This is a genomic window from Paraburkholderia phenoliruptrix (assembly GCF_047325075.1).
GTDB lineage: Bacteria > Pseudomonadota > Gammaproteobacteria > Burkholderiales > Burkholderiaceae > Paraburkholderia > Paraburkholderia phenoliruptrix.
Genome location: NZ_CP168530.1, coordinates 718,103 through 735,289, shown reverse-complemented (window position 1 = coordinate 735,289; position 17,187 = coordinate 718,103). Strand labels below are relative to the sequence as shown.

Genomic DNA, 17,187 nt, shown 5'->3' with positions numbered 1-17,187 from the left:
CAAAGCCGGAAACGACGATGGCGCTCGAAAGCGCCATCGTTTTGTTTACTGCTTACTACCGGGCATGCCTGGGTGCGTGCTCATTTGCGTCTCGCGCCTTCAAACGCGCCTCGCACCGCACGCCCGCCAGCCCACGGCCGACCACCTTACGCGATCGAGTCCACGATCTGATTCAGCGTGGCGCTCGGGCGCATGGCCTTGCTCGTCAGTTCGACGTTCGGACGGTAGTAACCGCCAATGTCCACCGGCTTGCCTTGTGCTGCACGCAGTTCCTCGAGGATCTTCGCTTCATTCGCGGCCATTGCCTTCGCTACACCGGCGAACTGAGCCTGCAACGCGGCGTCTTCGGTCTGCTCGGCCAGTGCTTCCGCCCAGTACATCGCGAGGTAGAAGTGGCTGCCGCGGTTATCCAGACCGCCGACCTTGCGCGCCGGCGACTTGTCGTTGTCGAGGAACTTGCCGGTGGCCTGGTCGAGCGTCTTCGCGAGAACCTGGGCCTTCGGGTTGTGATACGCGCTGCTCAGATGTTCGAGCGACGCCGCCAGCGCGAGGAATTCGCCCAGCGAGTCCCAACGCAGAAAACCTTCTTCGACCAGTTGCTGAACATGCTTCGGCGCCGAGCCGCCCGCGCCCGTTTCGAACATGCCGCCGCCTGCCATCAGCGGGACGATGGACAGCATCTTCGCGCTGGTGCCCAGTTCCATGATCGGGAACAGGTCGGTCAGATAGTCGCGCAGCACGTTGCCGGTGACCGAGATCGTGTCCTTGCCGGCGCGGATACGTTCCAGCGAGAACTTCGTTGCCTCGACCGGCGTCATGATGCGAATGTCGAGACCGTTCGTGTCGTGATCCTTCAGATACTGCTCGACCTTCTTGATGATCTGCGCGTCATGCGCACGTGCAGCGTCCAGCCAGAACACGGCCGGCGTGTTGGTGGCGCGCGCGCGGTTCACGGCGAGCTTCACCCAGTCCTGCACCGGCGCATCTTTCGTCTGGCACATGCGCCAGATGTCGCCGGCTTCCACCGGCTGTTCGATCAGCACCGCGCCGCTCGCGTCGGTCACGCGAACCACGCCGTTGGCCGGAATCTGGAACGTCTTGTCGTGCGAGCCGTATTCTTCGGCCGCTTGCGCCATCAGGCCGACGTTCGGCACCGTGCCCATGGTGACGGGGTCGAATGCGCCGTTCTTCTTGCAGTCTTCGATCACGGCCTGGTACACGCCTGCGTAGCAGCGGTCCGGAATCACGGCCTTCGCGTCGTGCAGCGCGCCGTCGGCGCCCCACATCTTGCCGGACTCGCGAATCATGGCCGGCATGGACGCGTCGACGATCACGTCGCTCGGCACGTGCAGGCTGGTAATGCCCTTGTCCGAGTTGACCATGGCCAGTTGCGGACGCTGTTCGTACTGAGCCTTGATGTCGGCTTCGATCTGCGCAGCCGTTTCAGCCGGCAGGTCCTTCAGGCGCGCGTACAGGTCGCCGATACCGTTGTTCGGGTTGAAGCCGGCCTGCGCGAGCGCGTCCGCGTGCTTGGTCAGCACGTCCTTGTAGAACACCGAGACCACGTGCCCGAAGATGATCGGATCGGACACCTTCATCATGGTGGCCTTCAGGTGGACCGAGAACAACACGCCGTTCGCCTTGGCGTCGCTGATCTCTTTTTCGATGAAGCTGCGCAGGGCGTTCTTGCTCAGGACCGAGGCGTCAATGATCTCACCCGCCTGGACCGGCGTCTTTTCCTTCAGGACCGTCTTCGTGCCGTCAGCGGCCGTCAATTCGATCTTCACCGCGCCGGCCGCGGCGATCAGCGCCGACTTTTCGCTGCCGTAGAAGTCGCCGCCGCTCATATGCGCCACATGCGATTTCGAATCCGCGGTCCACGCACCCATCTTATGCGGATGCTTGCGCGCGTAGTTCTTGACCGACAGCGGCGCGCGGCGGTCCGAATTGCCTTCGCGCAGCACCGGGTTCACCGCGCTGCCCTTGATCTTGTCGTAGCGGGCCTTGACGTCTTTTTCCGTGTCGGTCGTGGCGACATCCGGATACGGCGGCAGCTTGTAGCCCTGATCGCGCAATTCAGTGATCGCGGCCTTCAGTTGCGGCACCGAAGCGCTGATGTTCGGCAGCTTGATGATGTTCGCTTCGGGACGCGTGGTGAGTCCACCCAGTTCCGCCAGATCGTCGGAACCCTTCTGTTCCGGGCTCAGGTAGTCCGGAAATGCAGCGATGATCCGGCCGGCAAGCGAGATGTCGCGCGTTTCGACGTTAACGCCAGACGAGCGCGTGAACGCCTTGACGATCGGCAGCAGCGAGTAAGTCGCCAGAGCCGGCGCTTCGTCGGTGAGGGTGTAGATGATCTTCGGCGGTGTGGACATGTTTGATGCTTTGCTAGGTGAAGTGAGAGACAGAGCGTGGGAAGCGCCAAGCCAGCGAATTGCGACAGACCAGCAAAACGCAGCGCGACCCGCAGCACTACTTTTTACGGCCCGACCGTGAGTATATGCGTGTTTTCCTCGCTCCGCTGCTAAACAAACAGGCCGAAGATCTGGGCAAATCTAGCCGGACGCCCGCCAGACAAGGGTTTCAGCGATTTGCCCTATGTCCAAAGACATATGTCTTATAGATGACCTGGCGTCAAAAATTCAGCTCAGGTGAGAATCGCTCTCAACCGCGGCGAAGCGGAGCAGAACATTTAATCAATCGCTTAACATGCGGGCGGAGAGCCGGCGGTCAGCCGTCGACCGCATCGCCCTCCCGATAGCTCTGCGCCATCGCGACCATCACCTTGCGCGGTCCTTCGAATGGGTCGCGGGCGTGCGCCGTCAACATGTTGTCGAGCATCAGCACGTCGCCGGTCTGCCAAGGAAACACAATGCGTTGCGCATCCAGCACGCCCCGAATCTGCGCGAGCGCGTCGGCTTCGAGCGGCGCGCCGTCGCCGTAATACACATTGCGCGGCACGTTTTCCAGCCCGACGGAGTCGATCAGCGCGTCCTGCATGTCTTCGTCGAGTGAAGAAAGGTGGAAGAGGTTTGCCTGGTTGAACCAGACCGGCTCGCCCGTGCGCGGGTGCCGCGCCACCGCCTGGCAGCGCTCGCGCGTGCGCAGCAGCAGTTCGCCGTCTTCACTGTCGCGCCATTCGCATTCGATGCCGCGTGCGCGACAGATGCGCTCCACCACGGCCGGATCGTCCGAGCCGAAGGCCTGTTCCCACGGCAAGTCGAGCCCTTGTCCGAAGTTGCGCACGTATAGCAGTTCGCGGCTCGCAAAGCGCGCGACCAGCGCCGGATCGAGCGCGCGATACACGGCGCGGCTGTCCGCAATCGGCGTCGCGCCGCCGGAACGCGCGGCGAGCGCGCAGTGAAACCAGATGCGCAGCGGCCATTCGCGCGTGTAGGACTGTTCGTTATGCAAAGGAATGGAGCGATGCGGCGGATATTCCGTCGACGTGTACACCGCGCCTTCCACCTGGCTGCGCGGCGTGGACGCGAATTCATAGCCGATCAGCGGATGCCCGAACGAAGCCGCGAAACCTTGAAACGCGTCGATCGACTCCACGCGAAAACCCGTGAAGAGCACGCCGCCGGCACGCTCCAGCCTTTCATCGACAATTGCGCGCAGCAGCGGCGCCGCCTCGCTCAATGACTGGTTCGTGCCCGCGCGCGGCGAGACGACAGTCGGCAGCCCCGGCTGAACGGAGAGATCGGCCAGCGTGGGTCGCGGCATCGAAAGCATGGTCATAGGGGATCCTCTTGCAGTAGCGACGCGTCGGCGTGAGAAAAGAGACGGTGACAATCTATCGCAAACGCGAATCATTCTCAATAACGATCTGCAAATTGCCCCACAGGCTGGACAGCATTGCGTCGAGCAGTCCCGGAACGGTTACGACTTCTCGCGGAGCGTCCGCTTCGAATCTGGTACAACCGATAGTTGTGCCGCCCCTCGCCGCATGGGCAAATAAGCGCCGTGGATAGTGCGGTGCACATGACACGACGAGTTTCCGACTACCCCTGTTCTAGCTGGAGCAACCGATGGCTCATGCCTACCTGCAGGTAATCGCCCACTTTTTCGCCAAGCCCGGCCAGGGCGACGCGATCGTCGAGCCGCTGACCGAACTCGCCGCGGCTACCCGCGCGGAGCCGAAGAATCTGTACTACGAGTTTTTCCGTTCGCCGCTCGCGCCGGATCATTTCGTGATTCTCGAGCAGTACAGCGACGCCAATGGGCTCGCCGAGCATCGCGAAACCGAGCATTTCCACCGGCTCGGTTTCGGCACGATCATTCCCATGCTCGAGCGGCGCGAGGTGTCGAGCCATATGGTGTCGGGAGACGCGACATGATGAACGCATTCCGCTTTCAGACGGTGCCGACGCTCGTCGTCGAGTTCGGCGCGGCGCGCCGGCTGGGCGCGTTGTTGCGGGCGCAATTTCCGGCGCTCGAGCGCTTGTGCGTGGTGACGGACGGCTTTCTGCACCACAGCGGCCTCCTGAACCCGGCGCTTGCCGATCTGGCGGCGCATGGCTGGAATGCGACCGTGATCGACGACGTCATCGCCGATCCGCCCGAGCCTGTCGTGCTCGAAGCGACAGCCCGGGCGCGCCACACCCGCGCCGAAATCGTGCTGGGACTGGGCGGCGGCTCGTCGATGGACGTCGCCAAGCTCATCGCGGTGCTGGCTCCGCAGCAACAACAGCCGCTCGGCGACATGTACGGCGTGAACAAGGTCGCGGTACCGCGCCTGCCGCTCGTGCAAATGCCGACCACCGCAGGGACCGGTTCGGAAGTCACGGCAGTGTCGATTGTCACGGTCGGCGAGGCGAAGAAAATGGGCGTCGTGGCGCCGCAGCTGATCGCCGACCTCGCCATTCTCGACGCCGAACTCACGCTGGGCTTGCCCGTCGCGGCGACGGCGGCGACCGGCATCGACGCCATGGTTCACGCAATCGAGGCGTACACGTCAGCGCATTTGAAGAATCCCGTCTCGGACATGCTCGCGATCAAGGCGCTCGACCTGCTGTCGCGCAACCTGCTGCCCGCGTGCGAGGACGGCTCGAATCGCGCGGCGCGGGAGGCCATGCTGCTCGGCGCGACTTTCGCGGGACAGGCGTTTGCGAACTCGCCGGTCGCGGCCGTGCATGCGCTCGCTTATCCGATCGGCGGCATTTATCACGTGCCGCATGGGCTGTCGAACGCGCTGGTGCTGCCGCATGTCTTGCGATTTAACGCCGAGTCCGCGGCGCATCTTTATGCCGAACTCGCGGACGTCGTGGTGCCCGGCGTGTCGGGCAGCGCTCCTCGGAAGACGAATGCGCTGATCGAGAGACTTGAACAGATGATCGCGGCAACGCGCATTCCGGCGCGATTGCGCGACGTGGGCATCGCGCGCGAAGGGCTCGAGCGGATGGCCAGCGACGCCATGTTGCAGACGCGACTGCTCGTGAACAACCCGCGGCCTGTCAGCGAGGACGACGCGCTCGCGATCTATACCGCGGCGTTTTGATCTGTCCGCGCGCCGTTACGTCGAAGCGTGCGCGTTACGTAGCGTGGGGCGGAACACCGGCGCGCGGCCGCTCGGCTTCAGGCAAATTTCCGCGTTTAATTCTCCTCATTTGCACCGCGGCGAGATTTAATTTCTCGTTTCACACCGTGTGCGTCGTTAAGCACGGATGGCGCGGACCTTGCAGAGACGTCTCCGTTAATTGTCGTTCAACGGGGACATCATGATCAAATTAGCTGGCCGCACGGCTATCGCTGTCGCGACGTCGACATTGCTCGCGCTTTATGGCTGCGGGTCGACTCTCAATACACCAGGCACGAGCGCACTCACGCCGAACACGAGCGGGCTCGGTGGCGGAGGGTTGGGCGGCACATCGGGGAGTTCGGGCACTTCGGGCACTTCGGGCACTTCGGGCACTTCGGGCACTTCGGGCACTTCGGGGACTTCGGGGACTTCGGGGACTTCGGGGACTTCGGGGACTTCGGGCACTTCGGGTACTTCGGGGACTTCGGGCACTTCGGGCACTTCGGGCACTTCGGGCACTTCGGGCACTTCGGGCACTTCGGGCACTTCGGGTACTTCCGGTACTTCCGGTACTTCCGGTACTTCCGGCACTTCCGGCACCTCCTCCACGCCAATCGGTCACGTGGTCATCAACGCCAGCAACCTCATTACCGCTGTCGGCACAACCGTCGCCGATACCGGCAGCAAAGTCGCCGGCACATCGGTGCCGGGTGTCGGCAGCACCACCACCGCGGGCCTCGGCAACACCATCACCGATCTCGGCAACGCGGTGAAGTCGCTCGGCGACGGCACGGCCGCCGGCCTCGGTACAGTCGGTAGCTCGGCGAATCCCCTCAACCCGACGGTCGGCTCCACGTCCGGCGTTCTGTCGAATACCGCTGCCGCGGTGACCGCGCTCGGCGGCGCGGTCACGGGCCTCGGCAGCGGACAGCTCGCGCCGCTGGCGCCGCTCGCGTCGACGCTTGGCACCGCCGTGGGCGGGGTGGGCGGCGGGCTCGGCGCCACCGGCGCGGGACTGAACACCACCGTAGCCGGCGCGCCGGTCCAACAGGCCGAGGGGCAACTCAGCTCAGCCATCAATCCGATCACCCTCGCCGTCTCGAACACGACGCAGACCATCGGCAACGCAACCGGACTCGGCTCGCCGCTGAATACCTTGCTCAGCACAATCGGCAACGGACTCGACGCGGCCGGCGTCAGCGTCAGCGCGGCCACGGGCGATCAGGTCGGCAAAGACGTCGGCGGAGTCGTCAGTCAGCTCGGCAAGACCGTCACGAGCACCGGCGGACTGTTCACGGGAGCGACGACCAACCCGCTCGCGCCGCTCACCGGCGTGCTTGGGCCCATCGGCGGCACGAGCGCAAGCGGCGGCGCGCCCATTCCGCCCTTGACGGGCCTGATCGGCAACCTGGGCTCGTTGGGCGGCAGCACGGGTGCCAGCACGCCTGGCGGCGTCGCGAGCCTGCTCGCGCCGGTTACTGCACTGCTCGGCAACGCGGGCTCATTGCCCGGCAACAGCGGAACCGGCGGCTCGAGTGGCACGAGCGGTACGGGCACAACCGGCGGCGCCGCAACAGCAGGCGGCCCGCTTGCACCCGTCGCCACGCTCGTCGGATCGCTGACATCGGCGGCCGGCGCACTCGGCGGATCGCACAGCGGCACGGCGGCCAATACGGTCACGGGGCTCGTTACCGGCTTGACGGGCGGGTCTGGCGGCGGACCGGGGGGCGGCACAGCGTCAAGCACTAACCCGCTCGCGCCGGTGACCCACCTCGTCGGCGGATTGCTCGGCGGCGTCTCCCCGGCAAAATAAGTAGTAGCCCGAAACGGTCGGGCCCACAGCAACATAACGCCCGACCGCTTATGTCATGACGACGAGGATGACATGACCTCCAGCATCGATACACTCGCGCGTGTCGACGACCCGGCTCCGCATTCGGCAACGCCCTTTACGGTGGGCCTCGCCGGCATGGCGGCCGGCCTGCTGACGCTCTGGCTGGTACGCGACAGCCCCGCGCTGGACGGCGCCGCGCGCAGCACCGCGGCGTGTCTCGCGATCATCGCAACGGTGGCCGCTTACGAGCTGTTTGTCGCGCGCGTCTATTTGCGTCCGAGCGCGGGGCTCGCGAGTCGGGGCATCCGCACACTCAGCATCGTGCGCGTCGCGATGCGCCTCGCGGCGCTCGCCTGCGTCTATGCAGGTATAGGCACGCTCTACTGGCTCTTGCCCGAATATCATGGCGCGTTCTACAAGCCGTTCTGGTCGCTGATCGCGACACTCGCCCCTTATGTGGCAGCAGCCGCGCCGCTCTACTTCGCGTGGATGGACACGCATCAACGCGAAATAGACGATGCGTATCTGCTCCTCGCGCGCCTGCTGTTACGCGGCGAGCGTCCCTCGAACTGGCGGCCCGTGCGCGAAATGCTGGCCGGCTGGATGGTCAAAGCGTTCTTCCTGCCGCTGATGACGGTCTATCTCTCCACCAATGCCGCTCAATTCGACACTTCCCTTTCCGCCGCACTGAACGCGCCGTTGTCTCTGGCAACGTTTCGCTTCATGTACGACCTGTCGTTTGCAATGGATCTGATGTTCGGCACAGTCGGCTATCTGTGCACGCTTCGCATCCTGGACAGCCACGTGCGCAGCGCCGAGCCGACCATGCTCGGCTGGCTTGTTGCACTGATCTGTTATCAGCCGTTCTGGTCGCTGATTTCCAGCCAGTACATCCGTTACGAAGGTTCCGTGTTCTGGGACAACTGGCTCATGTCCATGCCGGTGCTTCGCATCATCTGGGGCACCGCGATCGTCGCGCTGTTGCTGTGCTATGCGTGCGCGACGATCTCTTTCGGATTGCGGTTTTCCAATCTGACCAACCGCGGCATCATCACTTCCGGCCCCTATCGTCTGACGAAACATCCTGCCTATATCGCCAAGAACCTGTCCTACTGGATGGTGTCGGTGCCGTTTGTCGAACCCCTGGGTTGGCGAGCCGCACTCTCGCATTGCGCAGCGCTCGTCGCCGTCAACCTGATCTATTTCGTGCGCGCGAAAACCGAAGAAAGACACCTGATGAGCGATCCGGATTACCGCGCATACGCCGAATGGATCGACAGAAATGGGCTCTTTGCCAGGATGGCCCGCGCGCTCCGCTAGGAGCAACAACCCGAATGCGCGAGCCTCTTTCGGGCTCGCTGACTCAGTGCCCCGAGTAGATTCGCAGGAGGCAATTTGACCGGACAAACAACTTTCAATAGCATCGTCAGCCACGCAACTCAGCAACTGCCCTATCCGTACAGTCAAGCAAGCCGGCCCATGCTACAGATCCCCCTCTCCGATGCCGACTGGGCACGAGTCCAAAGCCTCTTTCCGGAGCAGGTATCCACTCGCGGACGCCCCCGCCGCAGCGACCGCGAGATCCTCAACGCGATACTCTGGCTGCAGCAAACGAATGAAAAGTGGCACAGACTGCCCGGCACGTTTCCGCCGCAGCAGACGTGCTATCTGCGATATATGGCGTGGAAGAAGTCAGGCGTGCTCGATCAGGTGAAGGAGCGTCTGCCCCAGTGCCATCTCAAACAGGCGCCGGGTGACGGCAGCTAGCTCGCTACGCGGCTGCGTGCGTGTGCGCTGCCACGGCACGCGGAAAAGCCACGCTGATGTGCACGCCTTTGCCGTTTTCGCCAGATTCGAGCGTGATGTTGCCGTGATGTGCGTCGGCGATTTCGCGCACGATTGCGAGCCCGAGGCCCGTGCCTTCGGTATCCGTCGACGCGCGAAAGAACGGCTCGAAGATGCGACTGCGAGACTCGGCGGGAATACCTGGCCCGTCGTCGAGCACGCTGACGGCGACGCTATCCGCATCGGCCTTTACAGCGACCGTAACGTGTCCGCCGCGACCCGTGTAGCGGATCGCGTTTTCCACGAGGTTGGCAGTGAGCGCCTGCAGCAGGCCGCGATGTCCCGCCACCGGCGCGCTGTCGCACAGTTCTGCGCCGAGGTCGATGCCGCGCCCTTGCGCAAGCAACGCGAGGTCTTCCACGACTTCCATGGCAAGCGGCACGAGGTCCACGGTTTCGACGACAACCTGCCGGTTGTCCGCCGCCTCCGCTTGCGCGAGCAGCAATAGCTTGTTGGTGAGCCCGACCATCGACCGGTTACTGCGATGCATGGCGGCGAGCGCTTCGTCGAGTGCCGGATTCAGGCCGCTTTGCTGTCGCGCGAATTGCAATTGCGTGCCGAGCAGCGTGAGCGGCGTGCGCAATTGATGCGCCGCGTCGGCGATAAAACGGCGCTGCGCAGCGACCTGCACGCCGAGGCGCGCAATGCACTGATTGATCGCTTCGACGATGGGCCGCAACTCCGTGTGCAAGCGGTCCACGCGAATCGGTTCAAGCTGCATCGGATCGCGGTCCGCCACTTCCTCTTTTACTTTCATCAGCGGACGCAGTTCGAACGTGAGCCCGATACACACGAGCGCAACGGCGAGCACGATCATTTCGATCTGCCGAACAAGTTGCGGCTGCCAGAGCTGCTCGGCCATGGCGTCGCGCGAACGCACGGTCTTGCCGACCGTCACGCGCACGCGGCGAGTCGCGCCGTTGTCGTACATGAGCCGTACGAGTCCGACAGCGCGCACATCCTGGCCGTAGAGCGTGGTGTCGTAACGATCGGGCGTGTCGGCCGCCTGCGTAGGACGCGGCGGAAAGTCGGGCGTGCCCGCGAGCAATTGCCGGCCGTCCACATTCACGCTGTAGAACACCTGATCGCGATAGGGCGACGCAAAGATTTCAAGCGCGGCGGGCGGGACGTCCACGCGCAGAAAACCGTCCACCCATTCCACCTCGCCCGCAATCATTCGCGCCGAGGAGATCAGCTGATTGTCCTGCACGAGGTCGGCGGTTTGCCGTGCATTGTCGTATTGCGTCTTGCCGGTCACGAACACGTACAGTGCGAGCGGCACCAGCAACCACCACAGCAGACGGACGCGCAAACTATTGGTCATCTTCTTTCTTGCGCAGCAGATAACCGAGTCCGCGCAGTGTGACGATCGCCGCCGAACTGCCGTCGAGCTTCTTGCGCAAGCGGGAAATGTAGATCTCGACCGCGTCTTCGCTCGGCTCGTCGGCGAGCGTGAAAATCGCGTCGACGAGCGCCGGCTTGGTCACCGTTTTGCCGAGCCTCAAGATCAGCGTTTCGAGCACCGTGCGCTCGCGCGGCGTGACATTGAGCGGCACGCCTTTGAGCGTGAACTGGCGCGTGTCGATGTCGAATGCCAGGTCGCCGCACACGACTTCGCTCGCCTTGGAGGGCGACTGCCGGCGGATCGCCACCTTGATGCGCGCAATCAGCTCGCGCACTTCGAACGGCTTCACCAGATAGTCGTCTGCGCCGGCGCCGAGCAGTTCCACTTTCTCGTCGATCGAGCCGCTCGCCGTGAGAATGAGCACGGGCGTTGCGTCGCCTCGCTGACGCAGCCGGCGCAGCACGTTCTTGCCCGACAGCTTCGGCAGATTCAGGTCGAGCAGGATCACGTCGTAGTGATTCGTCTGCAGCAGACGGTCCGCGGAATCGCCGTCCTGCACGGCGTCGAGCGCGAATGCCTCCTGCTCCAGCATCTTCGCGAGCCAGTGCGAAAGCGTGGGATTGTCTTCGATGAGCAGCAGCTTCATGGCGGAAACGGCGAAAGTCCAGGGCGTCGATTGTGCCGTAAAAAGCGGCTCCGCGCCTCTGTATCACTCCCGGCGCGACGTACGCTTTCGGCACTTCGGGGTTAACACTCATGATCTGTCTACATCGCCGAAAGCTGCCAGAAGGTTTCCAATTTCTATAATCGCCGTCATTCATCCAAAAAGCGCCGCCTGCAGCGTCGGGCGGCGACTAAACCCAGGAGACTGCCCCATGCGTACCTTGCGCCAGATTGCCGCCGTATCCGGTGTTGCATTTGCCCTTGCCGCCGCCTCGACCGCCGCTCACGCGGAAAAACTCACGATCATGGTCGGCGGCGCCGCCAAGATCATCTATCTGCCGGCCAAGCTCACCGAACAACTCGGCTATTTCAAGGACGAAGGCCTCGACGTCGAAATCCTTTCACAGCCGGCCGGCGTGGACGCGGAAAACGAACTGCTCGCGGGCGCCGTGCAAGGCGTGGTGGGCTTCTACGATCACACCATCGACCTGCAGAGCAAAGGCAAGGAAGTCGAGGCGCTGGTGATCTTCGGCCAGGTGCCGGGCGAAGTGGAAATGGTCTCCACGAAAGCTGCCGACACCTTCAAAAGCATGGCGGACGCAAAAGGCAAGACGCTCGGCGTGACGGGCCTCGGCTCGTCCACGAGCTTCCTCACGCAATATCTCGCGCAGCGCGCGGGCGTGCCGTCCACGCAATACACGCTGCTGCCCGTGGGCGCGGACAACAGTTTCATCGCAGCGATCAAGCAGAACCGGATCGACGCCGGCATGACGACGGAGCCGACGGTCTCGCAACTGCTGAAAACCGGCGACGCCAAGGTGCTGATCGACATGCGCACGCTGGAAGGCACGCGCGCGGCGCTCGGCGGCACGTATCCCGCTTCCAGCTTCTACGTGCAGCGCGCGTGGGTCGAATCGCACAAGAGCGACGCCGCGAAGCTCTCGCATGCTTTCGCGAAGACGCTGAACTTCATCGCCACGCATAGCGCCGAAGAAATCGCCGCGAAGATGCCGAAGGACTACTACGGCAGCAACAAGGACCTGTACGTCGGCGCATTGAAGGCCTCGCTGCCGATGTTCACGAAGGACGGCAAGATGCCTGCCGACGGGCCGGAAACGGTCCTGCGCGTGCTCTCCGCATTCAATCCTTCGGTGAAGGGCAAGCACATCGACCTCGCGAAGACCTACACGAACGACTTCGTGGCCGCACCGGTCAAGACCGCGGCGCAGTAACGTCAACCCACACCACGAGAACTACGAGGCTTAAGCCGATGAACCAACCAATGTCACGCGAGACGCCTGCGATCGAAATGCGCAACGTGTCCTGCCGTTTCATTTCTCCGGACGGCAAGGCAACCATTGCGTTGCGCGACTTCAGCATGTCGGTGGCACGTGGCGAGTTCGTCGCTATCGTCGGCCCCACGGGTTGCGGCAAGTCCACCACGCTCAGCATGATTACGGGCTTGCTGAAGCCCACGACGGGCGAAGTCCGCGTCATGGGCGCGCCTGTGGATGGCATCGATCCGCGCATCGGCTTCGTTTTTCAGGCCGATGCCGTGTTCCCGTGGCGCTCGGTCATCGACAACGTTGCCGCCGGTCCGCTGTATCGCGGCCGCTCGAAATCCGCCGCCTACGACGAGGCCAACGAATGGCTGCGCCGCGTCGGCCTCGACAAGTTCGGCAAGCACTATCCGCATCAACTCTCCGGCGGCATGCGCAAGCGCGTGGCGCTCGCGCAGACCTTCATCAACCGTCCGGAAATCCTGTTGATGGACGAGCCGTTCTCCGCGCTCGACATGCAAACACGCACGCTGATGCAGGACGAACTGCTGCAATTGTGGGGCGGCGCCGGCTCGGTGGTGTTCGTCACGCACGATCTCGAGGAAGCGATCGCACTTGCCGACCGCGTGTTCGTGCTGACCGCGCGCCCCGCCACACTGAAGAAGGTCTACGAAATCGATCTGCCGCGTCCGCGCATCACGTCGGAAGTTCGGTATGACCCGCGTTTCATCGAAATCTCGCGCGACATCTGGCACGACCTGCGCGAAGAAGTGCAGATCGGTTAATCAAGGAAAGACAACCATGTCTACAACCCCTCAACAGACAATGCCCGCAGGCCTCGACCCGGCTTCGCTGGAACAGGTGGAACGAGCCGCGCAAAAACGTATCCGCCAACGACAACTGCTGGTTATTTCGCTGCGTATCGCGGTGCTCGTGGTCGTGCTCGGCGGTTGGGAACTGGCCGCGCGGCTCAAATGGATCGATCCGTTCTTTTTCTCCATGCCAAGCGCGATTTTCGATCAGATCGTCGAATGGTTCGTGAACGGCACGTCGCAAGGTCCGCTTCTCACTCAGGTGTGGGTCACGCTGGAAGAAACGGGGCTCGGCTTCATTATCGGTTCGGTTGCGGGCGTGTTCTGCGGCATCGTGCTCGGCCGCAACAAGCTGCTGTCGGATGTATTTAGCCTGTACATCAAGATCGCCAACTCGATTCCGCGGGTGGTGCTGGGTTCGGTGTTCGTGATCGCACTGGGCCTCGGCATGGCGTCGAAAGTGGCGCTCGCCGTCGTGATGGTGTTCTTCGTCGTGTTCGCCAACGCCTTCCAGGGCGTGCGCGAGGCCGACCGCTACATGATTGCGAACGCGCAGATTCTCGGTGCGTCGCGCCGCCAGGTGACCACCTCGGTGGTGATTCCGTCGGCTTTGAGCTGGATTCTCGCAAGCCTGCATGTGAGCTTCGGCTTTGCGCTCGTCGGCGCAGTGGTCGGCGAATTCCTCGGCTCCAAACAGGGTATCGGGCTGCTGATTTCCACCGCGCAAGGCGCATTCAATGCAAGCGGCGTGTTCGCGGCGATGATCGTGCTGGCGGTCGTCGCACTCGCAGCGGACTACCTGTTGACCGCTGTCGAGCAGCGCCTGCTGAAATGGCGCCCCGCCGCGATGTAAGTCCGCCCCGCCTCGCCAATTAAAGCGCGGGGAGAACACAATCGATGCCGTTCGGTCGCCGACCGAACGGCATTTTTCATTTTCAGGCACGTCTGTCGCGCGTCAGCCGACTATTGCTCGCTTATAAGTTGGCCACCGCGCGACACTTTCCCTCTCCCACTCGTCATGCAATCCCGCAGATGACGCTGAGTGCAAGCGTTTTCACGCATGGCACGCTCAATGCGTAACAGCGGCCACCGGAAGTCGCGTACTTCCCAACATCGATCGGGCCGAGGTGCTCCATGTCGAGTGTGCAAAGTCAACGCCGAGTCCCGCATCTACGCAACCGTCCATTGCGTCGAGGTGTTGCAGCCCGCGATGGCGGCCACCCCTTCGCCGCTCCCATATTGCTCGGTTGGCGAACTGCCGGAATCATTGGCCGCGGTCCGAAAGAGTTATGGCCGTATGTCCTGCCGTGGGTATTCGCGCTCGTCACCATTGCCTTCTTTTGCCTTGTCGTGCGGGGCGTGATGACGCGACAACTACTGGTGCCGCCGGTCGAAGCACCGCAATCGCTGGCGGCGCGCGGTTACACGCCCAATTTCCTCGCCGAACGGATCATGTCTTCAATGAGGCTGATCGGTCAGGATGCCGAATCGATTCCGCACGACACGTTGGCGGATAACGATGCGCAGCCCGACATTCAGCTTCCGGGCCAGGAGATGTCGTATGCGTCGACGGTCAGATTCGTCAAAGGCATCGTGAGGCGCACCGACGTCGTAGTTCGCGTCGGCATTACGAAGCTCGACGAGCGAGCCGACTCCTACGTCGCACATGTACAGATCGAAGGAGGGCCCTTCGATTCAAGGGAGAGCACCGTATCGTTCAATGGAAACGACCTAGAAGCCTTCGTGCATGAGATCGCGATCAAGGCGATGCGCCTTGCCGAGCCGAACATTCTCGCGAGCCATCTCTTTTCCGAGGTGCAAAAAACGAAATGCTCGCTCGCGCGCTGCAACTACGACGACATTCTCTCGATCTACAACGAAGTACTTGCCATGCCGGCTTCCGAACAAAGCGAATGGGCGCTCGCCGGTAAATCATGGCTCCTCGCAAGCCAGGGGCGCGCGAAAGAAGCCGAGCAGCAGACGCGCGAAGCGCTGACTGTCTACCAGAACTCCGCGATTCTGCACGCAAGCCTCGGCATTGCGCTGGAGCAGCAGCATCGCATAGACGACGCGCTCGAAGCACTGCGCGCCGGAGCGAACAGTCGATCGACGACCGCGGAGAACCTGCGTCTGCTCGGCGACGTGCTGTTGCATGCGGGCCGTTACCTCGAAGCGCTCGACGCATTCAGGCAGGCGGATCGAATGAAGCCCGACTCTGTCGACAACCTTCACGATTGGGGCGAGGCACTCGTCGCAATGGGCCAGTACGACGAAGCCATCAACAAGCTTTCGCACGCGGTCTCGCTGCGCCCCGACCTCGCGCCGTCGTACGCAGAATGGGGCCGAGCGCTCGAGAAAAAAGGGGATATGCGCGGCGCGGCGAGCAAATTCGCCGAGGCGTTGCGACTCGATCCGGGCACGTTGTCGGCGGGAGAAAGTCGCATCGCGCGATTCGGCGCGGCCCTGCAGGATCCCGACGACGCGGGCACCGCCAGGCGCGACACCCACGTCCAGCCCGTTTCTAACCCGCCCGCGGATAACCGCCTGGAAGCCTCACAGCCGGGGGACCCTAACCTCCAGCGGAACGCAATCAGACTGGCTTGACCCCACTACGTTCTGTTCGTCACGACACTCATGGAAGGAGATGATCGATGGAAAACTTCGAGGATGCATTCAAGGCGTTGATCGGAAGCGAAGGCGGTTACTCCTTCAATCCGGCCGACCCGGGCGGCGAGACGATGTGGGGCGTGACAGCCCGTGTCGCGCGCAGTCAGGGATACAACGGCGCCATGAAAGATCTGCCACTCGACACGGCGAGGCAGATCGCGAAACAGAAGTACTGGGATCCGCTGCATCTCGACGAACTCGATCCGCGCGTGGCCTTCCAGATTTTCGACGCCAACTACAACGGCGGACTCGTCGTGCTGTGGATGCAGAAAGCGTCCGGCGCGAACGAGGACGGCAAGTTCGGCCCGCAGACGTTGGAAGCAGTGAAAAACACGGACCCGATGAAATTCGTCATGCGGTTCGCGGCGTATCGCCTGCGGTACCTGAGAAACCTTCACGCGTGGGCAAGCTTCAGCCGGGGCTGGACCGAACGCATGGCCTGTAATCTTCTTCTGGGAGCAGCATGATGGACTGGTCGAAAGTAGCAACGAACATTGGCAGCACCGCCCCGCTTCTTGCGGGGCTCGTTGGCGGCCCCGTGGGCATCGGCGTGACGGCTGCGGCAGCAATCATTTCTCATGCACTCGGCACGCCCAGTGACCCCGCTTACGTCGAGCCGGCATTGAACGATCCTGGCGCGCTCGACAAAATCAGGCAGGCGGAAAGCGCCAACGCCCTTCAATTGCAGCAATTGATGGTCACCGCCGCACAGGCCCGGCTCGCCCACGAGACCGACATGGCCCGCATCGAAACCGGCGACCGCGCCGGCGCGCGCGCCATGGCACTCGCCACTGGCGATTGGGTTCCCAAAGTACTCGCGATGGCGGTCACTGCGGGCTTCTTCGGCATCCTGCTGCTGATGGCTTTCCAGCCTTTGCCGGGCGTCAACAAGGATCTCGTCAATGTCATCGTCGGCGCGTTGGGCACGGCGTGGATCAGCATCATCGGCTACTACTTCGGCACTTCGGTTGGATCGATGAGAAAGACCGAGTTGCTTGCCAAGCCGAGCGTTCCCATCACGCCCGACAGCGCCGTAACGCTGCGAGAGCCGGCAACGCCCCCGGCTCCGTCCACGCAAGCGGCTCCGACGCCCCACGCAGAGGTGTTCCAACCGTTCGCACCCGGCGCACAAGGTCCGATCTTCTCGGGCGCGTCGTGAGTCCTTTTTGAAGGGGATTTTCAATTGTTGCAGGGCGGCTGGCACGCGCGGCGAGACTGAT

16 protein-coding genes are annotated in these 17,187 nt (G+C 63.1%); 11 read left to right on the top strand and 5 right to left on the bottom strand.

The window, feature by feature from the left end:
* Positions 1-146 precede the first annotated feature (146 nt).
* A complete protein-coding gene (locus ACEN8U_RS03270; RefSeq protein WP_014972480.1) occupies positions 147-2,375 on the bottom strand; it encodes an NADP-dependent isocitrate dehydrogenase in 2,229 nt (742 codons plus the stop codon).
* A gap of 355 nt (positions 2,376-2,730) precedes the next feature.
* Complete coding sequence (locus tag ACEN8U_RS03265) at positions 2,731-3,741, bottom strand: TauD/TfdA family dioxygenase (RefSeq protein WP_310109725.1); 1,011 nt, start codon at positions 3,739-3,741, stop codon at positions 2,731-2,733.
* A 290-nt stretch (positions 3,742-4,031) separates the two neighbouring features.
* Here ACEN8U_RS03265 and ACEN8U_RS03260 point away from each other — a divergent pair, with 290 nt between their 5' ends.
* Both ACEN8U_RS03260 and ACEN8U_RS03255 read left to right on the top strand, forming a co-directional pair.
* Complete coding sequence (locus tag ACEN8U_RS03260) at positions 4,032-4,340, top strand: putative quinol monooxygenase (protein ID WP_310109727.1); 309 nt, start codon at positions 4,032-4,034, stop codon at positions 4,338-4,340.
* Positions 4,340-5,500, top strand: a complete 1,161-nt coding sequence (locus ACEN8U_RS03255; protein WP_310109999.1) for an iron-containing alcohol dehydrogenase — start codon at positions 4,340-4,342, stop codon at positions 5,498-5,500. The genes ACEN8U_RS03260 and ACEN8U_RS03255 overlap by 1 nt, the downstream gene beginning before the upstream one ends.
* 279 nt (positions 5,501-5,779) lie before the next feature.
* Here ACEN8U_RS03255 and ACEN8U_RS03250 read toward each other — a convergent pair whose 3' ends face one another.
* Complete coding sequence (locus tag ACEN8U_RS03250; RefSeq protein ID WP_310109728.1) at positions 5,780-6,112, bottom strand: hypothetical protein; 333 nt, start codon at positions 6,110-6,112, stop codon at positions 5,780-5,782.
* Positions 6,113-6,143: 31 nt separating this feature from the next.
* Here ACEN8U_RS03250 and ACEN8U_RS03245 point away from each other — a divergent pair, with 31 nt between their 5' ends.
* The 3 genes from ACEN8U_RS03245 (at position 6,144) to ACEN8U_RS03235 (ending at position 9,122) form a co-directional block, all read left to right on the top strand.
* Positions 6,144-7,334 carry a collagen-like triple helix repeat-containing protein gene (locus ACEN8U_RS03245; RefSeq protein WP_310109729.1) on the top strand — a complete coding sequence of 397 codons (1,191 nt, stop codon included), beginning with the start codon at positions 6,144-6,146 and terminating at the stop codon, positions 7,332-7,334.
* A 72-nt stretch (positions 7,335-7,406) separates the two neighbouring features.
* Positions 7,407-8,675 carry an isoprenylcysteine carboxylmethyltransferase family protein gene (locus tag ACEN8U_RS03240; protein ID WP_310109731.1) on the top strand — a complete coding sequence of 423 codons (1,269 nt, stop codon included), beginning with the start codon at positions 7,407-7,409 and terminating at the stop codon, positions 8,673-8,675.
* A 159-nt stretch (positions 8,676-8,834) separates the two neighbouring features.
* Positions 8,835-9,122, top strand: a complete 288-nt coding sequence (locus ACEN8U_RS03235) for a transposase (RefSeq protein WP_310109733.1) — start codon at positions 8,835-8,837, stop codon at positions 9,120-9,122.
* 4 nt (positions 9,123-9,126) lie between these two features.
* Here ACEN8U_RS03235 and ACEN8U_RS03230 read toward each other — a convergent pair whose 3' ends face one another.
* Together ACEN8U_RS03230 and ACEN8U_RS03225 are read right to left on the bottom strand one after the other, a co-directional pair.
* Complete coding sequence (locus tag ACEN8U_RS03230) at positions 9,127-10,524, bottom strand: sensor histidine kinase (protein ID WP_310109735.1); 1,398 nt, start codon at positions 10,522-10,524, stop codon at positions 9,127-9,129.
* Positions 10,514-11,191 (bottom strand): response regulator, encoded by a 678-nt coding sequence (locus ACEN8U_RS03225; RefSeq protein ID WP_310109736.1) that lies wholly within the window; start codon positions 11,189-11,191, stop codon positions 10,514-10,516. Before ACEN8U_RS03225 ends, ACEN8U_RS03230 begins: the two co-directional genes overlap by 11 nt.
* Before the next feature lie 229 nt (positions 11,192-11,420).
* On the opposite strand from ACEN8U_RS03225, the gene ACEN8U_RS03220 reads away from it, so the two are divergent.
* The 6 genes from ACEN8U_RS03220 (at position 11,421) to ACEN8U_RS03195 (ending at position 17,126) form a co-directional block, all read left to right on the top strand.
* A complete protein-coding gene (locus tag ACEN8U_RS03220) occupies positions 11,421-12,440 on the top strand; it encodes an ABC transporter substrate-binding protein (RefSeq protein WP_310109738.1) in 1,020 nt (339 codons plus the stop codon).
* Between the two features lie 38 nt (positions 12,441-12,478).
* A complete protein-coding gene (locus ACEN8U_RS03215; RefSeq protein ID WP_013591062.1) occupies positions 12,479-13,273 on the top strand; it encodes an ABC transporter ATP-binding protein in 795 nt (264 codons plus the stop codon).
* Between the two features lie 16 nt (positions 13,274-13,289).
* Positions 13,290-14,153, top strand: coding sequence for an ABC transporter permease (locus ACEN8U_RS03210; protein ID WP_013591063.1), 864 nt, complete (start codon positions 13,290-13,292; stop codon positions 14,151-14,153).
* Between the two features lie 281 nt (positions 14,154-14,434).
* Positions 14,435-15,904, top strand: a complete 1,470-nt coding sequence (locus tag ACEN8U_RS03205; RefSeq protein ID WP_310109739.1) for a tetratricopeptide repeat protein — start codon at positions 14,435-14,437, stop codon at positions 15,902-15,904.
* A 47-nt stretch (positions 15,905-15,951) separates the two neighbouring features.
* Positions 15,952-16,434, top strand: coding sequence for a glycoside hydrolase family 108 protein (locus ACEN8U_RS03200; protein WP_310109740.1), 483 nt, complete (start codon positions 15,952-15,954; stop codon positions 16,432-16,434).
* A complete protein-coding gene (locus ACEN8U_RS03195) occupies positions 16,434-17,126 on the top strand; it encodes a hypothetical protein (protein ID WP_310110000.1) in 693 nt (230 codons plus the stop codon). Before ACEN8U_RS03200 ends, ACEN8U_RS03195 begins: the two co-directional genes overlap by 1 nt.
* The last annotated feature ends 61 nt before the right edge of the window (positions 17,127-17,187 follow it).